Genomic DNA, 21,046 nt, shown 5'->3' on the forward strand with positions numbered 1-21,046 from the left:
TTTAATTATTTTCAGATCAAATTTCTCTCAGTTCTTCATCGAATTCTCGTTTGCGTTTCTGCGAAAAAATACATATCTCTAAATCATACAATAGCGCTTATTAGCTTAATTATTAAAAATTTCAATATAGAGGTATCTATGTCTAACAAATTAACTGGTTCAGTAAAATGGTTCAACGAAACTAAAGGCTTCGGGTTTATTTCTCCAGAGAATGGTAGTGAAGACTTGTTTGTTCATTTCCAATCAATTACCTCAACTGGCTTCAAAACGCTTTTAGAAGGCCAAAAAGTATCTTACGTTGTTGAGCAAGGCAAAAAAGGTTTGCAAGCAGGCCAAGTTACCGTAATGTAATAGGCTACACGGCATCAGCATCCGTTGATGCCTCCTCTCTCTTCTGTTTTCTGTTTTCTGTTTTCTGTTTATCATCAAAATTTTATATACCTAAGTTACTTAAAAGTCGAGATTTACCTCACTTTGCAACGCAAGTAGACCTATCTAATAAGTAATTTCAGTATATATCTTTGGCAAAATTTTAATAAACACCCACATAATAAATAACATTATTCAATAATGCATCATTTCGTCTAGTGCTTTGTCATATAAATAGGTTTATATAAAAAGCGATTGGCGAATAAAGAGAAAAATAAATGAAATTAAATATATCCGCTCAATCACTAAATTACACTAAATATAACAATGTAATTCCTAGCAGAGATTTTATTCTTAGCCTATTCGACAAAGTTAAAAACTACTTAAGCTATGAACAAATTTCTGATTCATCAGGTTTGAATGAAGAACCCGAGAAAGATGCTTTAAAAAAACGCTTAAGAGCAATGGAACGTGATGGTCAGCTTATTTTCAATCGAAGAAAAGGCTACAAGAAAGTTGATCAAGCGGCTTTAGTTACTGGCAAGATCAGTATCCATGCAGACGGCTTTGGTTTTCTAGCCTACGACGACAGTGAGAAAGACCTATTCTTACCCAAACATCAACTGAGTCATGTATTCGATGGTGACATCGTAATGGTTTTGAAAAGCTATTCGCTGCAACAAGGCCGTTCCAACCATCGGTTCATCAAAATTGTGGAACGCAAAACAACTCATATAACCGGTTTGCTAAAAAGACAAGGCTCCAAATTCTATCTATTGCCAGAAAACTCGAAACTCACTCAAACCATTTTTGTCACTCCAAATGAATTGATTGCTAAAAATGTCGGTAAGCTCGTCCATTGTAAAGTCAATGCTTATCCTGACCATAGACAGTCTACCGCTGTTGAAGTTATAGAAGTATTGGGGCGTCAGGGAGAAGCAGGCATAGAAGTAAAATTAGCCTTGCGTCGTTATGAAATCAATGACAAATGGGATAAAGAAGTACTTGATGCTGCGTCTGTATTTGGTACTCGGGTAGAAGAAAAAGATAAGACGTCGCGGGTGGACTATCGAGATTTACCTTTTGTTACCATTGATGGTGACGATGCAAAAGACTTTGATGATGCTGTTTATGGATATCCGATGGACAATGGTCAGTGGAAGCTATTTGTTGCCATTGCAGACGTATCTCATTATGTTCAGCCAAACGATCATTTAGATCTTGAAGCCCAGTCACGTGCAACGTCTATTTACTTCCCTGGATGTGTTGTGCCGATGTTACCAGAGTCGTTATCAAATGGTTTATGTTCGCTTAATCCTAATGAAGACAGGCTCGTGATGGTATGTGAGATGACCTTTGATAGCGAAGGTCTAATGCTAAATTCAGAGTTTTCTGAAGGCATCATCCACTCTCATGCTCGATTGACATACGAGGAAGCGAACCGCATTGTTACGCAGCCTTCGGCGAAAATAAAATACCAAAACAGCAATGCTAAAAGTAACATCGCTCAGCATCTGGTGAATCTTCATCGCTTATATTTGAGTTTATCTTATCAGCGTAAAATTCGCGGAGCGATTGACTTTGACACAGAAGAACTCGCTTTTAAGTTAAACAACAACAAGAAAATTGCTTCAATCGTTCCTGTTATTCGAAATGATGCTCACCGAATGATCGAAGAGTTTATGTTGTGCGCAAATGTTGCTACTGCGCAATTTTTAGGACTAAATAAGATACCAAGTCTATACCGTGTACATTCTGGGCCTCAGATGAAAAAGCTGACTTCATTAAGAATGTTACTCGCAGATAAAGGGCTAACGTTAGCTGGTGGCGATAAACCAACGTCTCACGACTACAACTCGCTATTAGATCAAGCTCGAGATGTGGATGAGTATAAAATAATCCGCACTTTACTACTGCGCTCTCAAAGCCAAGCTGAATACTCTCCTAAAAACATGGGGCACTTTGGTTTAGCATATGACGCTTATGCACACTTTACTTCTCCAATTCGTCGTTACCCTGACTTACTTGTTCACCGAGCCATCCGTGCTAAGCTTCGTGAACAAAATATTGGTAAGTTACGTAGTCTATTCATTAAGCTCAGATCTATACGCAAGCTCACAGGCGTTGCGCAAAACTACCCTTACGACGTAAAAGAGATAGAACAGCTAAGTATTCACTGCTCGAATCAGGCTCGTCAAGCTGATGAAGTAAGCCGTGAGGTGGAATCAGCATTGAAATGCCACTATATGAAGCCATTTATTGGACAAACCTTTATCGGGAGTGTTTCTGGTGTTACACACTTTGGCGTTTTTGTAGAACTGGAGGAAAACCGAGTTGAGGGCCTAATACCCTTATCTAGTTTTCAAAATGGCGATTTTGAATTCGATGCTATCAGACAAAAGATCTCTAGCCCAAAAAAAACGTTCACGCTAGGTAATAAAGTAAAAATTATCGTGAAAGACATCGATTCTAAGCAACGAAGAATAATATTTAACTTAACAGAATAAATAGAGAGATCGTTAAATCAACTACGTATTATGTTGTTCATCGATGAATCAAAACAATGTACTGAAAAATATAGGCGCAGATCAGTCACTGATGAAGAAGTATGTAAGCCTAGTTCAACAGAAAAGTGACGGCGTTGAAATTAAAATTGATTAAAAATTAACCAATCTTGAGTATCTAACTTTAACGAGTAGTGATAGTGTGGACTTTGAAAACCCCACAGCTTAGTGGGACACGGTGTTGACTCTGGACTAATTATCCTTCCATTTTGCCCTTCTAAGCCTAACTAAGTTAGGTAAAAATGTCACAATCAACAAACAAACTCGGTTCAAGACTTATCACATCTGAGAGCTTGTATTCTTTACCCAGAAGTAAAGCGCTACCTAAACCAAGTTTATTAAGATCTCAGAGAGAAACAGCGACCGTATATTGTGAAGGTTTCTTTGGAGAATCCAGAGGTAAAACAACCAACGGCCTCGTACGTGAATCAAATCGGTTTAAGATCGTATCCGTCATTGATAGCACAAAGGCTGGCCAAGACAGCGGTGCTTACCTTTACGGGCATGATAATGGTATCCCCATTTGTCCTAGTCTAAGCCAAGCTATTGCGGTTTCTGATTGGATACCTGATTACTTCATCTATGGCCTCTCACCAGAAAGCGGACGTTTGTCTCTCGTCGAAAGACAGTTGATTCTCACGGCAATGAGATTGGGAATGAACATTATCATTGGCCTGCATGAATTTTTAACGGATGATCCTGAGTTTGTCGAAGCGGCCAAAAAGAATCGTGTCCGCATTATTGATGTGATTAAACCAAGACCAATAGATAAGCTTGAGCTATTTTCAAACCGTATCCAAAAAGTGCTTTGCCCACGAATTTTAGTCATGGGTACAGATTGCGCTATTGGTAAACGAACCACCGCATTGGCGTTGACGAAAGTACTAGAAAGATACGGTTTAAATGTCGTAATGATTACAACAGGGCAGACGGGGCTAATCCAAGGTACGCGATACGGTGTCGCGCTTGAAGCCATACCCTTACAATATTGTGTTGGGGAGCTAGAAGCCATCATTGTGGAAGCCTATGAAGAGGAAGGGCCTGACGTCTTTGTGATTGAGGGACAAGGTGCATTAGGTCATCCTTGTTTTTGTACTAGCGCGTCGATTATCCGTGGCTCGCAGCCACATGCTGTAATCCTTCAGCATTCTCCGACGAGGGTATACTTGAGCGGTAGTGAACAATACTTGATGCCTGAATTGGGTTCCGAAATAGAGTTAATAGAACTGTTTTCAGGTGCTCCAGTAATTGGCATCATGTTGAACAGCCAAGGATTAGATGAGCAATCGATCACTGATGTTATCTCAAATTACACAGAAAAATATCACCGTCCAGTAGCGGAACTATTTACAGTTTCTGATGAATATCTAATTGAAATGATTGTTAACATATTTCCAGAGTTAGATTTAGATTCCATCACTGTCTAAGTACGTTTCAGTGGGTATTAAATCAATTAGTGGATATGTGCTTCAGAGAGTGTCCAGAAGATCGGTGTGATTATCACATCGAATCTTATTATTTTTTATAGTGCATAATCTATAGAATTGAATTTATTTCTCAGTATATACAGCCAAATTTAGTCGTCATCTGTATATAAGGTTTTATGTACGACAGTGAACTTCTAATTTCCATACTGGCAATGAGGAAATATTTAAACATACGGTGACAACCTATGAATAAAAGAAACGAAATATCACAAAATAATATGACAAGATTACCCAGTGAGTATATTGATTGGATTTCACAACCAATATACCGCTTTATGCATATTGAATCTACCGCTGGTATCGCACTGCTAGTTTCAACATTATTAGCTGTTTTATTAGCTAATTCACCGTTAAGTGAAGAATTTTCTCGATTTTGGCAAATCTCGGTAGGGATTACTGTCGGTGATTTCGTGTTTGAACGCTCATTACACAAATGGATCAATGATGCTGGAATGACCTTGTTTTTCTTTCTCATTGCCTTGGAGCTTAAACGTGAGTTAGTGCTAGGCGAGCTTCGTAGCCCAAAATTAGCTATTCTTTCCATTGCTGCTGCGCTTGGAGGAATGTTGGTGCCTCCTCTTTTATATTTGCTTATACAAGTTGGTGAATCTGGACAGCACGGCTGGGGGACGGTCATGGCAACGGATACCGCATTTGTGATTGGATGTTTAGCACTTTTAGGGCGAAGTATCCCAAGCAGCTTGCGTGTATTCATGCTATCCATGGCGGTTGTGGATGATATAGGAGCTATCTTTGTTGTTGCTATTGGTTACGGAGATGCTATTGATGGGTTGGCCATAACTTATGCATTGGTGGGTTTTATTATTATTCGAGTTATGGGTTTTTTGGGGGTTCGCAGTATTGTGCTCTTTTCTATTGTCGGGGGAGCAATATGGTTGGTGATCGATATGTCGGGCATACATCCAACGATTACTGGCGTGGCTCTTGGTCTATTAACCCCTACAAATAAATGGATGAGTAAACAACATCTTTCCATACTTATGGATACCATAGTGTCATCTTCCCCAATGAAGCAGTGGAGTGGCGATAAAATAGAAGGTGAGACATTAAGAACCGCTGCCGCAGCAGCACGTGAAACGCTTTCACCAGTCGAGCGTTTAGAGATGTTGCTTCATCCTTGGGTGGGTTTTATTGTTTTACCACTGTTTGCTTTTGCTAATGCGGGCGTGTCGCTCAAAGGTGCGAATATAACATCTTCAATTACGCTTGCTGTCTTTTTTGGATTTGTTTGTGGTAAACCCATAGGGATTACTTTGTTTAGTTGGATAGCCGTCCAGCTCAAGATAGCAATACTTCCTGAAAATTTGAATTGGGGAATGGTTTTAGGTGGCGGAATGTTGGCAGGTATTGGTTTTACGATGGCACTATTCATAGCAGAATTAGCTTATCACTCTGGCCAAATTAACGCAGCCAAATTGGGTATATTCTTAGCGTCTATCGTTTCTGCTGTGATTGGCTGTATATTTTTGCGGTATTTTTCTGCTAGAGAAAAACGCAAAATTTCTTAAAGTTCATCTATGGACTAGTATGATGAAATAACATGGAAAATATTTATCTACTACCTATTAAATGAGAAATGACAATAGATGATGAATAATGCATTCGCACAATTTATTGACTTTTCATTAAATTACAGAGTATCCCACATAACGTCACATTCTCCTTCTGCTGCTGAGTTTAGTAATTCAAGAAATGGATAGGCTCGAATAAAAATAGAAACAGGTTGCTCTGAGTCTTCATCTTCTTCATGTGTTTCAATGTTATTAAGGTATTGGATTTTTTCATTTTCAAGAGCACTTTTTAATTTTTCCAATGCCTCAGGAATATTTGGTGACAGAATAGCACTTGGCACTGTTCCACTGTGGCCCATCATTCTTATCATTTCTTGGGCAATATCACCAAACATAATGACGCTTGCATGATTTTTGCAGCTAAAAATCACCAACATAATCAAACCTCTTCTTTTCTATCCAAGTTAAATTAAACGTAACGGATTAAATAATACCTATCTATCATTCATATTATGAGCTGGCAAAAGAACATTAGTTATGTTCTGATAGGAAATTTAGCGATTTTCGCTTTCTTAGATTTGGTGAAAATTTTCAAAGCACATTGTTTTTGTTTACTTGATATAGGTAGTTTTGTAACGGCTTTGTGGTGTAACTCCGAAATAAAATTCTTTTCCCATGCTGTTAATGTGGAAAATTTGAGTAAAATAATATCGCTCAAAAGATTAAAAAAATCATGTTCGTCAGTATTCATTGATCCATTCACTATAAATTAGTTGATGTACTTAAAGAGATTGTCTAGAGACTATCTGCTTTATCGCTGGGTTCATCAAGCTTAAGGGGCAACTAAGGAATGCCGAGAGGTGAGTTCGGAAAAGAAAAGTAGTCCCTGCTAAGCAGGAAGGAGATCAACACACTATCATACTTTGATGATTCGTGTGGGGTGTTTTTTTGAACATTTCTTTAAGGGCGAACTGAATTGTCTTGCTCCTGTATAATTTGGAGAGCGCTCTAAAAATTGTAGCCGCTCACCAACAGGCTATTGACTAAGCATTGGTGTAAAAGCTGGTTTCGTTAAGATCGGGCACATTTAGGTATGTCTGTCGTGTCATTACCGTAGTCACTATACGAGTGAGAGTCTCTCGCAAAGTTATTGACCTCTTTTTGCATGTTTCTACGAGCGAGTCCAGCCTATCTCAGAACTGGTCTCCTGCATTCGAGGTTGTGCCGTAACTGATTTTCCGTTGAATAGAAGCCGCGGCAACCATCGCTTCGTTGTTGGTGAGAGGCATTTTGGGGTGGCTTAACTGCTCTTTCTTGACGATAGCAAGCACTTCGGCCCTGCTACTTGCTGGGATAAGCGTAACCAGCTTGTGGAGCACCTCAAAAACGGCTTGGGAGGAAACGGTTCACAGGCACTACGAAGTTAAAGAGCGATCAATGATCTTGTTTAACGACCAAGGAACGATTTATAAAGTTGGTAGTAGCGATGTTTTCCGAGGTATACAATAGCAAGAATAGAGTCATTTCGGAAAGGACGCTTGTTATGCTCGAATTACCCCTGCCGCAACATAACCACTTGCTCGCTCAGCTTTCTGATGAAGTCCAGAAACGAATTTTTCCTCAGCTTGAACTGGTGCCACTGCTGTTGGGTCAGGTGATTTATGAATCTGGAGATATTCTTCGTCATGTCTATTTTCCAACCAATTCAATCATTTCTATGTTGTATGTGATGGAAAGTGGTGCCTCTGCGGAGATCTCTGTGGTGGGAAATGAAGGAATGGTTGGTATTGCTCTATTTATGGGCGGTGAGAGTACGCCAAGCCGTGCCATTGTGCAAAGTGCTGGCTATGCCTATCGGCTCCAAGGACGTCTCTTCAAGGAGGAGTTCAATCGTCACGGTGAGATGATGGTGTTGATGCTGCGTTTTACACAAGCATTACTTACACAAATGGCACAGACAGCGGTTTGTAATCGTCACCACTCTATTGATCAACAACTTTGTCGCTGGTTGTTATTATCACTAGATCGCTTGCAAAACAATCAGTTAACTATGACCCAAGAATTGATTGCTAACATGCTGGGAGTACGCCGTGAGGGAGTTACTGAGGCTGCTGGCAAATTGCAACGCAAGGGCGTTATTGAGTACAGCCGTGGGCACATTACCGTATTGGATCGGCAAGCACTTGAGGCTTTGAGCTGTGAATGTTACGTCGTTGTCAAGAAAGAAACTGATCGTCTGCTTAATTATCCCAAATGATTTATAGCGCATTTTTTGGACAGCTATTGAGGCTAAGTGCTCCAACGTACAGACCCATACTGGCTAAGGTGAGATAGTAACTTTACTGGTTCAACGCAATTTCGCGTGTTCCGGTTAATCTAAAGAGGTCACCATGAACAAGCCAATTAATTCAAATACTTCTGAAAGTCAAAATAAAGCGCCTGGACATAGTCAGAAATTTGAGGATAAGAAAACGACCAATATCGCAACTTCTAAGCCTAATGAGCGGGACGCTAGCGGCAATTTGGGTGAGGAGCACAAAAAAAATGAACAATGTAAAGATGTTAAGCCTAACGAGACTAAATCGAGTAAAGAGACATCCGGTGCGACCGTAGATAAAACCAAGCCGAATAAAGATGAAGTCAAAGTATCGTGAATCTTTTGAATAAAGATCAAGTGAAAGGTCAATGGCAACAGCAGATCGGTGCAGCCAAGATTGCTTGGGGAAAGTTAACTGAAGATGAGCGGCTTAAGTCTGAAGGACATGAGCAAAAATTAGTGGGTTTAGTGCAGGAACACTATGCAATTAGCCTCGCTGAAGCAGAAAAACAGGTCAAGGATTTTATAGACCACTCTCATTCCTAATAAAGCTTTCTTACTTATAAGTAATCGCTCCGCTTATGTGGAGCGATTTTTTTACATTTATCTATTAAGGCAATCAAAATAACCTAAGGCCCCATTTAGATAAGGCTGAAGGATTACCAACATCGACGTCATCGGTCGCTTCTGGCGGTGTGATTGGTTCGGGATTAACGCAATTGTTCCGCATAGATTCATTTCCTTTGAACATGGCAAGAATAGTGTCTAGACGCGAAACCACAGCCCTTCACTGGTCTGAGATTCTTCTGCCTGAGATCATAACTTTGGGGTCAGAGGTGGTCTGTTCGACAACGTACTTAGAAAAGCAATAACGAGAAAACAGAGTTCAGAGAACGTCATCGGCCGACAAAGCATCAAAGCCTGAGATCACGTCAAACAGTTCCTCATCGATACCGCTTTGACGTAACTGATGAAATCGAGATTGCAGCTGTTCTAATAATTCGCCGATGTTTCGGTCGGCTCGTTGCATCGCTGCAAGGCGGCAGGCATTCTCGCAGGCCAAGGATTCTGCGCACGCACGAAACAGCGAGACAAACAGGTGTTCACGAAGAAATGCGCACAAGGTTTGCGTGCTGTTTCCCAAAACTTCCGGTAATTGAGTGGTGGGCCATGCTTGGTGAGTCAGCCCGCTTCGCCAGTTTTCGTCAAGTGGTAATACCTGCTGACTGACGGGTTGGTAGCCAGAGCAAACGGGGCGATTGTAAAACAGGATCAGCGCCGTTGACTGCGTTTCAGCCATGTTGGTGCCTTCAGGCTGTTCAACCTTAAGCAGAATTTCACCAACAAGTCGGGTTATGCGCTCGACGGAATTGGGCAGTGAAAAACAGCCCTCAGGGGTAATCCCCGCATCGATAAGCCTAGCATGAGCGCGTTCGCCAATGACCCACACTTTGGTTGTTATTAACGTGGACTTTTCTTTGGTTAGTTCGATGATGGCATGCTGCACGACGCTTTCATTGAACCGGCCTACCAGCCCCTGATCAGAACCCAAGATCACGATGTGCCTCACGATGTCATGCTGTAATTTCAACAATGGCACCGGTGAATTCTCAACGGTAGCTGATCGCAGGCAAACACTGAGGCCGAGCTCGACCGTGTTGGCGTAATCGGCAAGTGCGGCGACAGAACGTTCATACTGCCCAATGGCAGAGGCGGCTGAGACTTTCATGGTTCTTACAACCGACTTGAGATCGCCCGCACTCGCTATTTGACGGCGCAGTGCCGTTAAGGTTGTGGCCATTAGCGTAAGTGGGTACGGTGATGTGCGTGAATTTGGGTTTTCATAACGCTTCCTATGTATTGGTTGAGTGCTTAGGATGAGTGTCTGTGCTGTGTTCTTCGTTTGCTTTTTGGGATTGTTGTGCAGCCGTGTTGTCGGTTTTTGGTTGGAAAGTGGCTATTGCTTTTCGTGCAATATCAGTGAGCCTTTTACGATCGGCATCGGTCAATTTATCACCTGCGATAATGCGTTGGCTAAGGTCATCAGTTAGGTTATTCGCCGCATTGGTGATGGCTTGCTGAGCAGCCACCATCTGTTCAAGAGGGACGCTATCGAATAAATCTTCATTTAGGGCCAATAGAATGGCGATTTGCGCCGTAATGGGAACTGGGGAAAATTCGGCCTGCCCTAAGCAGGATCGGATGCGTTTACCGTGGACGATGGATCGTTGAGTCTCTTCGTCGAGCCGTGCACCGAAGCGAGCGAACGTTTCCAGTTCTTCAAATTGTGCATAGGCCAGTTTTAAGTCTCCTGCAACGGCTCGGTAGACGGCTCGTTGTGCTTTACCACCGACGCGTGACACAGACTGTGCAACATCAATCGCTGGAAGTACTCCCAGTTCGAATAACGATGGTGATAGCACAATTTGCCCATCGGTGATGGATATCAAGTTAGTCGGAATGTAGGCAGAAATGTTCTGTGCCTCCGTTTCGATGATCGGCATAGCGGTCATTGAGCCGCCACCGCGCTCATCACTCAGGTGAGTGGCACGTTCTAACATTCGTGAATGGATATAAAAAATGTCGCCGGGAAAAGCTTCTCGACCCGGAGGGCGGCGCAGCAGTAACGACAGCTCACGATAGGCGCGCGCATGGTGAGTGAGATCGTCGTAGATGATGAGTACGTCTTGCCCATTTTCCATGAAGTATTCAGCAATACTCGTCGCTGCATAGGGCGCAATGTAAGCCAGACCAGGGGCTTCGTTGCCTTCTGCCACGACCACCACGCAGTAGTCCATCGCCTCTTTTTCACGTAATTTGGCGACGGTTTTTGCAACCGCTGATGCACGTTGGCCGATAGAGCAGTAAACGCAAAGCACGTTTTTACCACGCTGATTACAAATGGTATCAATGGCGATGGCGGTTTTGCCCGTTTGGCGATCGCCAAGGATCAATTCTCGCTGGCCAAGACCAATTGGGATCAGAGCATCGATAACTTTAATTCCCGTTTGCAGGGGCTCAGTGACCGCAGCGCGCTCCATAATTGCCGTGGCGGGACGCTCAATTGGCAGGCTCTGATCGGTGGTTATTCGTCCTAAGCCATCGAGCGGTTTGCCGAGTGGATTGATCACTCTTCCTAGTAAGGCGCTGCCGACGGCCACATTCATCACTTGACCAGTACGTTGCACTTCGTCGCCGGCTTGTAGATGTGCATAATCACCGAGCAGCACAACATCAATGCTCTCTTCATTAAGGTTGAATGCAATGCCAGAAAGGCCTCCGGGAAACAATAAGTGTTCCTCCGAGCTGGTGTTCTGTAATCCGTGCACGCGAGCTATTCCCGTTGAAACACTGGCGATGCTGCCCACTTCTTTGGGTATTAGTTGCGGCTTGAACGTTTGTAAACGTTGGTTGATATTGGCTAATGCCTCTTCAAAAATGCTCTGCAAGTTAACGCCAGCTCTGTGGGCTGTGGTGGTATTCATATCGTCGCCTTTGAATCCGGTGTATCAGAATTCCCCAATGGGTTTAAAGATACGTTCTGTAAGTAATCGGCGATACTCCAAGCCAGTTTTTGTTCTTGAGTGCTCAGTTCAATACCACTGATGAGCTCTGGCGTGGTTGTAAACGTCAATGCAATAGTTTGTCCAAAACGCTCTTCTAATACAGAGCGAATACGACTTTGTAACTCACTCGGAAGCTCGAAGGTACTGCGAACCAGGGCGGGTGTTTGTTCGTTGCAGGCCATAAGCGATGAAGCAAAGGATGCCAGCGTTGTGTTGTCGATATTTTTTAAGCGTTGAATGAAAGCTTCGCCTATTTGTTGCTCGATACTCGCGTCCGCTAGATCTTTCAGCACTCGGCGGGTGATATCGAACACTTGGCGTTGCATTTGCCGAGCGATATCCGCATGCAGTTGCTCCGTCTCAGCTAATATTGCTTTGTGGCGCGCAGCACTGAGTTCATCCGCAGCTTGAATGGCCTCGTTACGTATTTGTTCTGCCTGTTTGGCTGCTGTTTCTGTCGCTTTTTTTAACAAGGTGTCTTTCTGCTGTTCAAAGGTTTTGTTCTTTTCCTCGAAATCACTTTGCTGTTTGTGTGCTTTCTTCTTCGTGGCGGCAGCATCGGCTAATTGCGTTGCAATTTTACTCTCTCGGTCAGCAATCGCATTCAGTACTGGGCGATATAAAAAGCGTTTCATCAACCACACCAGAATAATAAAGTTAACCACTTGTGCGCCAACGGTTACCCAATCAATGATCATGATTTATTGACCTGATGCCTGACTGGCCGCAGCCAGTGCCGCATTCCAGAATGGGTTGGCAAAGATGAGGATCATTGACACCACAAAACAATAAATAGCGGTGGATTCGATCATCGCAAGGCCAACAAATAACGTACGGGTGATGGTGGCCGAAGCATCAGGCTGCTGAGCCAGTGAAGTTAGCGCCCCGGCAACCGCTCGACCTTCCGCAAGAGCAGGCCCCATAGTACCGAAGCCTGTGGTGAGTCCGGCCATAATGATAGAAGCGATTGCGATCCAAGTGAGAGCGTCCATAGTGGGTACCTCTGTGTTATTGGGTTAGTGTATGGAGTTAAAAATATGAGCGATTGATTTAGTTTAGGAATGGGCTTTGGGTTAGGAAGGAGCTTTGGTTACGGTATGCTTGTCAGCGGTGCTGCTGCTGGCTGCTGCGATATAAACCGTAGCCAAAATAGTAAAGATATAGGCTTGTACCATTCCAGTCAGTAGACCTAAAAGAGTCATGACGATAGGAAAGATGAAGGGGGTGATCGAAAGCAAAATCGCGATGATCATTGCGCCGCTCATCATATTGCCGAAAAGGCGCACAGCCAATGCCATTGTGCGTGACACTTCGCTAATTAAGTTAAATGGCAACATGATGGCTGTCGGTTGCATGTAAGATTTCAGGTACGCTTTTATCCCTTGACTGGATATGCCAAAACACGGAACAGCGACCAGCACACATAAAGCCAGAGCTGCTGTGGTCGATAGTGATGCTGTAGGTGGTTCATAGCCCGGGATCACCGTCGCTATTGTTGCGGTTGCGATGAACAGAAATAGAGTACCAAGGAAGCTAATGTGCTGGCTTGGATTGTTTAAGCCCACATCCTTGATTTGACTGATGATAGCCGTCACCACGATTTCTAATAAGTTCTGCCAGCCTGAATGCGGATGGTTTGTGGTCAGACGATGAGTAATCAACGCCGCACACAATGTCAGTAGCGCCATTAATATCCAAGTGAACAGTATGGTTGCATTCAGGGTAAAGAAGCCGTACTGCCAGAATATCCAAGAGTCCGGTGTTAGGCGCATGGAGGTTTACCTCGTGCATTAATTCTTGCTGATTTGTAGCGTGTGGCGATAGGTGTTTTGAGCTTGATGGATGAGCCGTTGCTACGCAGGATAATGACACGAGCCAGTATGAACCCCAATAAACACATTCCGAACTTCAGTAGCTGTCCGGCACCGATGAGATAAAAACCAGCCAAAACAAAAACAGTGCGTGCAATGAAGCTGCTGATGAACCAGCGTAGGGGCGTCGTTGATTGAGTGCAGCGCTTCACCGACCACCAGAGGCTGGCGAAAAATATCACGCCAAGTCCCATTCCTGCGATCAAAGCGACGATATTACTGAGTAACCAGCTGAGATTATTGAGTAGAGTCATTATCCTTTTCCTTCTCCTCTTCTTCTTTCTGATCATCGTGCATCGACTGGTTTTCGAGAGCGATCCAATGCCAAGCGTTCAAACAGCCGATAGTCAGTCCTGCTATGATAAGTGCCAAAGCCCAGGTGTAATGGCTGGGGTAATGCTGATCGAGCCATAAACCAAGGACTGCCCCGAGTATCGTTGGTACTGCAATTGACCAACCAATCAGGCCCATCATTCCAAGTCCGAACCAGACGCCTAATGTGCTGCTGCGCGCCTTACGCCTACGCCATACTTTTTCAGCTAATTTCTGCACTAGCTTAGCGTCGTCATAGCTGGAGTTTGGAGGAGTATTCTTATGGCCTTTTTTCATCATTAGGACTCATTTAGTAATGCAAATCGTCGCATGAAGCCCATTTCCAATTTGTCCATGGCAGCACTTAATGCGACTTCTTCGACATCTTGTGTGAGGAATTGCTGTTTAATCGCTTCCTGCAAGTGAGCTAAGTCTTGACTGCGTATTGCTCGCCGTACCGAAATCACCACGTCACATTTGGTTTTGATCAGTACACCTTCATCCAATGCCACAAACACTTCTTGCTGCGCTTTATCAACGAAGTAGAGAAGACCGGGAGCTAAAGCGGCCACGCAATCTAAACGTGATGGCAATAAGCCGAAGGAACCGGTGATGGTCTCAATAACAATGCGAGAGACATTGGTTTCACTGGCGAATATGTCAAAGGGCAATAGCACCTTAAGCGTCATTAACGTCATAATTCGCCTCATTTTTTGGTGGTTCTTTTGATTCAGTGCTTGAATTTTTGCTAGCGCGGGATTTTGCTTTCGTTTTGGCTTCACTGATCGCACCGATCATATACAACGCACTTTCAGGCATGTCTTTGAATTCGTCAGCTAAAATGCGTTCACAGCCGTCTAATGCATCTTTGAGACTGACCATTTTACCGCTTAGGTTGGTAAAGGGTTCGGTGGTGAAAAAAGGTTGGGTAAGAAAACGTTCTAACCGACGCGCACGAGCAACAATTTTTCGGTCTTCGGCAGATAATTGCTCTAATCCGAGCATAGCAATGATGTCTTTCAAATCGGCATATTGCGCTAAGGTACGACGAATGGATTGGGCTAGGTCATAGTGATACAGCCCGACAATGCTGGGCGTCACCATTTTTGAGTTTGATTGCATAGGATCAATCGCTGGAAATAGGCCCTCACTAGCACGTTTTCGTGACAATACGATAGACGCGGAGAGATGCGAAAAAGTATGCACTGCGGCAGGGTCAGTGAAGTCATCCGCAGGGACATAAACCGCTTGCAGAGACGTGATAGAGCCATTTTCAGTATTAGCAATACGCTCTTCCAGCGTTGCCAGCTCAGAACTCATGGTTGGCTGATACCCCAATCGAGACGGCATTTGTCCCATCAATCCTGACACTTCGGCACCCGCTTGAATAAAGCGAAATATGTTGTCGATCAGCAGCAAAATATCGCGATGCTCTTCATCACGGAAATACTCAGCCATGGTTAGCGCCGCATGCCCGACACGAAATCGAGCACCGGGCGGTTCGTTCATCTGTGCAAAGATCATCACCATGTTTGGCAACACGCCTGCGGCCTCCATTTCACGATACAGCTCTTCACCTTCACGTGAGCGTTCGCCAATACCGCAAAAAATACTGACGCCTTTTTGGTCGCTGACCGTGTTGTGGATCATTTCGGTCAGCAGTACCGTCTTACCCACGCCAGCACCACCGAATAAACCCGCTTTACCTCCGCGTTCCAGTGGAGTTAGTACATCGATAGCTTTAATGCCAGTCTCAAAAATTTTTGAGTGGGTTGAGCGACGTAACAAAGTTGGGGGCGCATTGTGAACTGAGCGCCATTGCACATTCTCTGTTAAGCCAGGACCTTGGTCTGTAGTGTGACCGAAAACATCAAACATACGCGATAAAATTGGCTTACCCACCGGTGCTTTCAGTGGTCCCCCCGTATCTTTTACTGGATTTCCACGTTCAAGCCCTTGAGTCGGAGTGAGAGCAATACCCCTAACATGAAATGCATCGGTGTGCGAAAGCACTTCGATCGCTATTTGGTCGTTTTTCCCTGTTCGCAGCAAGTTGAGTATCGGTGGTAATTGGTGCTCGAAGCGCATCTCAATCACACTGCCGTGGACTGAAACTATCGTACCGAGGTGTTCAACATCTGTATCTTTGTGTCCCGTCATCCTAAAGCCTTTTGTTAATAAATAGATTGAGTCTGAGGCCATCCAGTAAACTGCTCGCTAGGGTGTGAGTTATTGTATCGGTTGTTATACTCATGGACTGTACGCTAGCGAACATTAGGATTTGAGATGTATGGGTGGCTAAGTGTCAGTGTTTTGATTTTTAGCGTAACAGCAGATCCGATATTCATTCCCTCGTAAACCAAGGTATCTCGGTCAGCAAAATTTTCTGCGCATCAGGTATGACGCAAATTTGTGATGCGCATGCACTTAACAGTAAAAACTACTGGGTCGATGACGTGTCACTTGCCCTAGTCATGCTGGCTTTGTAATTGTATAGCCAGTAGCAAATCAGCCCCAGACATACTCCCCAGAAAGCGCTGCCTATCCCCAGTAAATTAATGCCAGAAGCGGTGAACAGAAACGTAAACAGTGCAGGCTCTCGGCAGTGGCTGTCTGCCATCGATACCGATAAGCAGTTCATTAAGGTGGGCATCACCGCTAGCCCTGCAATCGCAATCACCACGGCGGCTGGGACGGCGCTAAAAATGGAAACAAATGACATGCCCATAATGCCCGCTAAAAGATAAAATACGCCCATCGAAATCCCCGCCATATAACGTGTTTTCGGGTTTTCATCCGCATTTGGCCCCATACAAATTGCGCCTGTGATGGCGGCCAAATTAAAAGCAAAACCACCAAACGGAGCCAATAACAGCCCGGCCAAACCTGTCGTTGTGATGATTTTGGAGGAATCGACTTGGTAACCATTGGCTTTCAATACTGCAAATCCCGGCAAGTTTTGCGAGGCCATGGTGACAATAAACAAGGGTATTCCAACACTGACCAACGAGAAGAAATCAAAATCCGGAGCTATGAAGGTCGGCGTGGTCAACCCCATCGTGACCTCACTGACATCGAGTTTTCCCATCGCGACACAGAGCCCCAGCGCGACGAGAAAAATACTCGGGACCAGTAAGTTTCCTAGCCAAGTTCTTGCCACAATAAACATCGCTAACATCACCAAGACAACTTGTCCTTCTTCCACGAGCGCTTCAAACAAGCCCAAACCAAATTGCAATAATATTCCGGCCAACATCGCCGCTGCGATGGCGGTTGGGATTTGCTTTAGTACTTTTTCAACTATCCCGGCCAAGCCAACTAAGGTAATCAGTAGAGAACTGAACAAAAACGCGGCGATGGCCTGATTCATGGTCAACCCGTCAAGGGAGGTGATTAACAATGCCGCGCCCGGTGTGGACCACGCGGTGACGATTGGCATCTTGTAGAACCATGAGAGCAAAATCGTGCTGGCTCCCATACCTATCCCCAGCGCCCAAAACCAAGAAGCAATTTGCGCTTCATTCCCGCCAGCACTGCTTGCGGCTTGAAAAATTATCGCGGCTGCACTTGCGTAGCCAATAAAAACGGCGATAAAGCCGGTGCTGATGTGAGAAAGTTTTAGCTTAGTCATGTTAATTCACCCCAATGTGCGTTATAACGTCCATGCAATTTAATCTAGCATTTGTGCGCTATAACGCACAAGGAGTTTGTTGAAAAAATATGCAAACAGAAATCAAAGTCGGCGATAACTTAAAACGCCTTCGGCAAGAAAAAGGTTGGAGTTTAGATAAAGCCGCGCAAGCAACTGGCGTAAGTAAAGCCATGCTTGGGCAAATAGAACGCGGTGAATCGAGCCCGACCGTCGCGAAACTGTGGCAGATCGCCTCAGGATTTGATGTGTCGTTTTCCAGTTTTATCTCCATGAGTTCGAACCATGAACTCACCAATCTTTTCAGAGATGCAAACGAGCTAAGGCGCGAGGAATACAATGCTGGCTTCTTTGTCAGCTTGTTGTTTCCGTTTGAGCCAGCGCTGGGGTTTGAGGTATTCGAGCTCACCTTAGCGCCCAGCTATCAGCACGAGTCTGAACCGCACAATCTTGGTGTGACCGAGCACATTCTATGTATTGCTGGCGAAATGGCGGTCCTGTTTGATGGCGAATGGCACACATTGCGCCCGGGGCAAGCGGTGCGCTTTAATGCCAACCAAGCTCATGGCTACAAAAACATAGGAGAGACGAATGCCGTGTTCCACGACATTATTCACTACTCAGGAAGAAAGGTATAAGCCGCAACCGCATTGAGCAGATGTCCCGCTCAACTAGAGAAAAAGCGAGCTCCGGACTCGCATCTCTTTCCCTGATGTTAAACTCGATAAGATTACAGTAGCTCAACCGATTGCCGGACAATCGCGAATTCTTCGTTGGTTGGGCGGCGATTAGTATCGCTTCTGTTTGGACAGAAGTGATTCAGCGGTTCTATTACTTTTGCAAAAGAAAAATTAACTCAAATATGGAAAATATTGATAGGCACGGTCAGTTATATCGTGCTATTCGGCATACAAGGTATTGATCAACTTGCGAGCGTTGTGAAGCAGAAGATACTAAAAACATCGACACACTAAAACTTAAAGAAGACTCACAACGTTTGTCGTTTTAGGTTCAATATCGTCTTGTATTTAAAGTACAATACGTTCAGGTAGGTAGCATTCCTGGCCACTTAACGCTGTGTAATGTATCATGGCAACAATTTCAGCTTAGATAGTTAGAGAGTATCAATGGAATTTTATATCAACAAATTGGGTAAGATCGATAAAGCAACCATAGAGTTGAAAGATCTAACTATCATTTGTGGGCCTAATAGTTCTTCAAAGACTTGGCTTTCATACTCTATTTATCATCATTTAACTAGCTTACGTCAGCCAAGATGGGATCCTATGGACTTCCCTTCTGCTTCTGCTTCAACCTTCTTAAATGAAGGAGACACCGAGTTTAGTGTTAAATCAGCTAAATTTCGTGAGTATTTAAACGCTCTTGTTGCCGAATTAATTAATAAGAGTAATAAAAAAATTCACTTAACCTTCAACAGTTACCCAGACACATTTAGGGCATCGAGTATCACATCAGAGGTTTCAGAAGACTATATTGATGAAATGATTAGTGCCATTCTAGAAATGAGTTATAACATTGGTTTATCGGGTGAAAAATTACGATTAATGACTAAAGAAGGCGATGAGCATTTCTACCTAATTAGTGATGATATTGTAGAAGATAACACAGGAGAGGGATCTGATCTTTCTATAACTTCGATTGTTAATATTCTTTTACGCCATATTATTAGCATTAATATCGGTGTTATGGAATCCGTACTCAGACCTTTTGTTATTACATCAGAGCGTGTTGGTAGCCTAGTGTTTCAAAAGGATATAGATGGAACAACTTTAACGATAAAAGACAAGATCGAAGAGCTTTTGGAAGCAACTGACTCACACGAAGTAGAGGGGGTTTTACGAGAAATATCAAGTCTCACTTTCGGACATAGGGCCAACTTAGCCGTTCCTGTTCGAAAAAACCTAATTGCAGTTCGAAATGCAGAAAAAGAACTGAAGAAAAAAAGTTATTTAGCTATTGAACACAAATATGTTTCGGATGCTCTTCTAGAAATAGTAAAAGGGAAATTTTCTGTAGAGTCAGGTAACTTAGTTTTCTCAGCCAATGATAACAGTCATCAATTACCAATAACAATTACTTCATCTTCAATCAAGTCACTATTCATGATTGATTTGTATGTTAACTCACTTGCTCAAAAAGGTGATGTCCTATTAATTGACGAACCAGAACTCAACTTACATCCTGATAACCAAAGGTTGATGGCGAAAGTTTTAGCGAGAATTGCAAACTCTGGAATTAAAGTAATTATTACAACACACAGCGATTATTTGATTCGAGAAATTAATAACGCAGTAATGCTAAGCCATGATCTACCTAGCAAAAGTTCAATTATGACGCAACACAACATGATTGAAGAAGATCTTTTAAAGAAAGAGCAAATTAGTGCTTATAGCGTTAACTCGGAAGGTCGAGTGACTCCAATGGATGTGATGGCTTCTGGCATAGATACTAAAATATTTGACGAAATTATAATCAATGCAAATAAGCTTCAAGAAGAACTTTATGATGAGTTAGGAGTATAATGTGCCTAAATCTTGTCTACAAAAGATTCTAATTAAGGAATGCTCATTTAGAGATTTTGACCCCCCATCATTAAGGGGACATAGATGTATAAAAATAAAAGAAACTGACCCATCTGCAAAGCTCAAAGAGGTTATTTTAAAAGATCTTGGTGAGAATGATATTTGCCTTACGTTTGATGTAGGTAGCGGAGATATTGCAAAATACTCTCCACTTCTTAACGACTATACAAAAGATGACGGTTATACCTACAATAAACGTTGTGACTTCATAATTATTCGTATATTAGGTTCAATCTGTTATGTTTACTTTGGAGACTTAAAATCAGAAGTTCCCAAGCGTGAGGCTGTCTTTAAACAATTACAAGCAAGCAAACTATTTTTTGATTATATTAAGAGTATCATCATGCTAGAACATCCTGAACTTGACATATTAGAGAACTATATTGCGAAATATGTTTGTTACCATAAAAAAACGGATCGGACAGTACGAGCTCCTATTCGTTCTGTAGCTCAACGAAAAAGCCTTCCCAAATCTGATGCTCTCAAGTTTTATCCATTAGAAGTTGACGCAAGCGGGAAAGCTACTGCAAGCTTCAATTCTATATAATAAGCTTTAAATGTGGTAGTTCGTAATCTATAGCAATAAATTAATTTCTCTATCGGCACTTTGTACTTGTCAAACAAAAAATAAGAAAAACGAGGTCAGACCTTGTCTTTTAATAATTATTGTCTTTGTACTTCAAACGCTAAATGATTATATAAATTCTGACTTAGGGTGTGGCGCATTTTGGGACACAACCAAGCCAACCCTAACCCCACTAACTTAGGGCAAAAAA

Annotated in this window: 22 protein-coding genes and 1 pseudogene; 10 read left to right on the plus strand and 13 right to left on the minus strand. The window is 43.2% G+C overall.

Annotation, left to right across the window (positions count from 1 at the left end; all coding sequences use genetic code 11):
* The first annotated feature begins 138 nt into the window (after positions 1-138).
* From I3X05_RS18240 to nhaA, 4 genes are all read left to right on the plus strand, one after another.
* Complete coding sequence (locus I3X05_RS18240; protein ID WP_045570386.1) at positions 139-351, plus strand: cold-shock protein; 213 nt, start codon at positions 139-141, stop codon at positions 349-351.
* Between the two features lie 296 nt (positions 352-647).
* Positions 648-2,876 carry a ribonuclease R gene (gene rnr, locus I3X05_RS18245; RefSeq protein WP_193277899.1) on the plus strand — a complete coding sequence of 743 codons (2,229 nt, stop codon included), beginning with the start codon at positions 648-650 and terminating at the stop codon, positions 2,874-2,876.
* 299 nt (positions 2,877-3,175) lie between these two features.
* The gene (locus I3X05_RS18250; protein ID WP_045570388.1) at positions 3,176-4,360 is read left to right on the plus strand and encodes a DUF1611 domain-containing protein; all 1,185 of its coding nucleotides are present in this window, start codon (positions 3,176-3,178) and stop codon (positions 4,358-4,360) included.
* A gap of 245 nt (positions 4,361-4,605) precedes the next feature.
* The gene (gene nhaA, locus I3X05_RS18255) at positions 4,606-5,949 is read left to right on the plus strand and encodes a Na+/H+ antiporter NhaA (protein ID WP_045570389.1); all 1,344 of its coding nucleotides are present in this window, start codon (positions 4,606-4,608) and stop codon (positions 5,947-5,949) included.
* A 122-nt stretch (positions 5,950-6,071) separates the two neighbouring features.
* Here nhaA and I3X05_RS18260 read toward each other — a convergent pair whose 3' ends face one another.
* The 3 genes and pseudogenes from I3X05_RS18260 to I3X05_RS18270 all read right to left on the minus strand — a co-directional run.
* On the minus strand, positions 6,072-6,389 hold the full coding sequence (locus I3X05_RS18260) for a DUF1840 domain-containing protein (RefSeq protein ID WP_337971383.1): 318 nt from the start codon (positions 6,387-6,389) through the stop codon (positions 6,072-6,074).
* 98 nt (positions 6,390-6,487) lie between these two features.
* A complete protein-coding gene (locus I3X05_RS18265; RefSeq protein ID WP_045570391.1) occupies positions 6,488-6,703 on the minus strand; it encodes a hypothetical protein in 216 nt (71 codons plus the stop codon).
* A 292-nt stretch (positions 6,704-6,995) separates the two neighbouring features.
* A pseudogene (locus I3X05_RS18270) lies at positions 6,996-7,256 on the minus strand (IS66 family transposase); the annotation flags it as partial.
* Positions 7,257-7,495: 239 nt separating this feature from the next.
* Here I3X05_RS18270 and I3X05_RS18275 point away from each other — a divergent pair.
* The 3 genes from I3X05_RS18275 (at position 7,496) to I3X05_RS18285 (ending at position 8,815) form a co-directional block, all read left to right on the plus strand.
* Positions 7,496-8,209, plus strand: coding sequence for a Crp/Fnr family transcriptional regulator (locus I3X05_RS18275; protein WP_045570392.1), 714 nt, complete (start codon positions 7,496-7,498; stop codon positions 8,207-8,209).
* A 133-nt stretch (positions 8,210-8,342) separates the two neighbouring features.
* A complete protein-coding gene (locus I3X05_RS18280) occupies positions 8,343-8,606 on the plus strand; it encodes a hypothetical protein (RefSeq protein WP_045570393.1) in 264 nt (87 codons plus the stop codon).
* A 5-nt stretch (positions 8,607-8,611) separates the two neighbouring features.
* Positions 8,612-8,815 carry a CsbD family protein gene (locus I3X05_RS18285; protein ID WP_045570466.1) on the plus strand — a complete coding sequence of 68 codons (204 nt, stop codon included), beginning with the start codon at positions 8,612-8,614 and terminating at the stop codon, positions 8,813-8,815.
* A 340-nt stretch (positions 8,816-9,155) separates the two neighbouring features.
* Here the strand turns inward: I3X05_RS18285 and I3X05_RS18290 are convergent, their stop codons facing one another.
* The 10 genes from I3X05_RS18290 to I3X05_RS18335 all read right to left on the minus strand — a co-directional run bounded on the left by I3X05_RS18290 (position 9,156) and on the right by I3X05_RS18335 (position 17,649).
* Positions 9,156-10,070, minus strand: a complete 915-nt coding sequence (locus I3X05_RS18290) for a F0F1 ATP synthase subunit gamma (RefSeq protein ID WP_045570394.1) — start codon at positions 10,068-10,070, stop codon at positions 9,156-9,158.
* Positions 10,071-10,122: 52 nt separating this feature from the next.
* Complete coding sequence (locus I3X05_RS18295; protein ID WP_045570395.1) at positions 10,123-11,754, minus strand: alternate F1F0 ATPase, F1 subunit alpha; 1,632 nt, start codon at positions 11,752-11,754, stop codon at positions 10,123-10,125.
* Positions 11,751-12,533, minus strand: a complete 783-nt coding sequence (locus tag I3X05_RS18300; protein ID WP_045570396.1) for a F0F1 ATP synthase subunit delta — start codon at positions 12,531-12,533, stop codon at positions 11,751-11,753. Before I3X05_RS18300 ends, I3X05_RS18295 begins: the two co-directional genes overlap by 4 nt.
* 3 nt (positions 12,534-12,536) lie before the next feature.
* A complete protein-coding gene (locus I3X05_RS18305) occupies positions 12,537-12,827 on the minus strand; it encodes a F0F1 ATP synthase subunit C (protein ID WP_045570397.1) in 291 nt (96 codons plus the stop codon).
* Positions 12,828-12,908: 81 nt separating this feature from the next.
* Positions 12,909-13,607: a F0F1 ATP synthase subunit A gene (locus I3X05_RS18310; protein WP_045570398.1), complete on the minus strand. Its 699-nt coding sequence runs from the start codon at positions 13,605-13,607 to the stop codon at positions 12,909-12,911.
* Entirely contained in the window at positions 13,598-13,960 is a 363-nt protein-coding gene (locus I3X05_RS18315; RefSeq protein ID WP_045570399.1) for an ATP synthase subunit I, read from the minus strand. Before I3X05_RS18315 ends, I3X05_RS18310 begins: the two co-directional genes overlap by 10 nt.
* Positions 13,944-14,318: an AtpZ/AtpI family protein gene (locus I3X05_RS18320; protein ID WP_045570400.1), complete on the minus strand. Its 375-nt coding sequence runs from the start codon at positions 14,316-14,318 to the stop codon at positions 13,944-13,946. The genes I3X05_RS18315 and I3X05_RS18320 overlap by 17 nt, the downstream gene beginning before the upstream one ends.
* A complete protein-coding gene (locus I3X05_RS18325; RefSeq protein WP_197541314.1) occupies positions 14,318-14,716 on the minus strand; it encodes a F0F1 ATP synthase subunit epsilon in 399 nt (132 codons plus the stop codon). Before I3X05_RS18325 ends, I3X05_RS18320 begins: the two co-directional genes overlap by 1 nt.
* Positions 14,697-16,178, minus strand: a complete 1,482-nt coding sequence (gene atpD / locus I3X05_RS18330) for a F0F1 ATP synthase subunit beta (RefSeq protein ID WP_045570401.1) — start codon at positions 16,176-16,178, stop codon at positions 14,697-14,699. The genes I3X05_RS18325 and atpD overlap by 20 nt, the downstream gene beginning before the upstream one ends.
* Before the next feature lie 280 nt (positions 16,179-16,458).
* A complete protein-coding gene (locus tag I3X05_RS18335) occupies positions 16,459-17,649 on the minus strand; it encodes a benzoate/H(+) symporter BenE family transporter (protein WP_045570402.1) in 1,191 nt (396 codons plus the stop codon).
* 89 nt (positions 17,650-17,738) lie between these two features.
* Here I3X05_RS18335 and I3X05_RS18340 point away from each other — a divergent pair, with 89 nt between their 5' ends.
* The 3 genes from I3X05_RS18340 to I3X05_RS18350 all read left to right on the plus strand — a co-directional run bounded on the left by I3X05_RS18340 (position 17,739) and on the right by I3X05_RS18350 (position 20,817).
* A complete protein-coding gene (locus tag I3X05_RS18340) occupies positions 17,739-18,305 on the plus strand; it encodes a helix-turn-helix domain-containing protein (RefSeq protein WP_045570403.1) in 567 nt (188 codons plus the stop codon).
* Positions 18,306-18,794: 489 nt separating this feature from the next.
* Positions 18,795-20,210 carry an AAA family ATPase gene (locus I3X05_RS18345; protein ID WP_045570404.1) on the plus strand — a complete coding sequence of 472 codons (1,416 nt, stop codon included), beginning with the start codon at positions 18,795-18,797 and terminating at the stop codon, positions 20,208-20,210.
* A 1-nt stretch (position 20,211) separates the two neighbouring features.
* Positions 20,212-20,817, plus strand: coding sequence for a hypothetical protein (locus I3X05_RS18350; RefSeq protein ID WP_045570405.1), 606 nt, complete (start codon positions 20,212-20,214; stop codon positions 20,815-20,817).
* Positions 20,818-21,046: the final 229 nt, after the last annotated feature.

This window comes from Vibrio navarrensis (genome assembly GCF_015767675.1).
Lineage (GTDB): Bacteria > Pseudomonadota > Gammaproteobacteria > Enterobacterales > Vibrionaceae > Vibrio.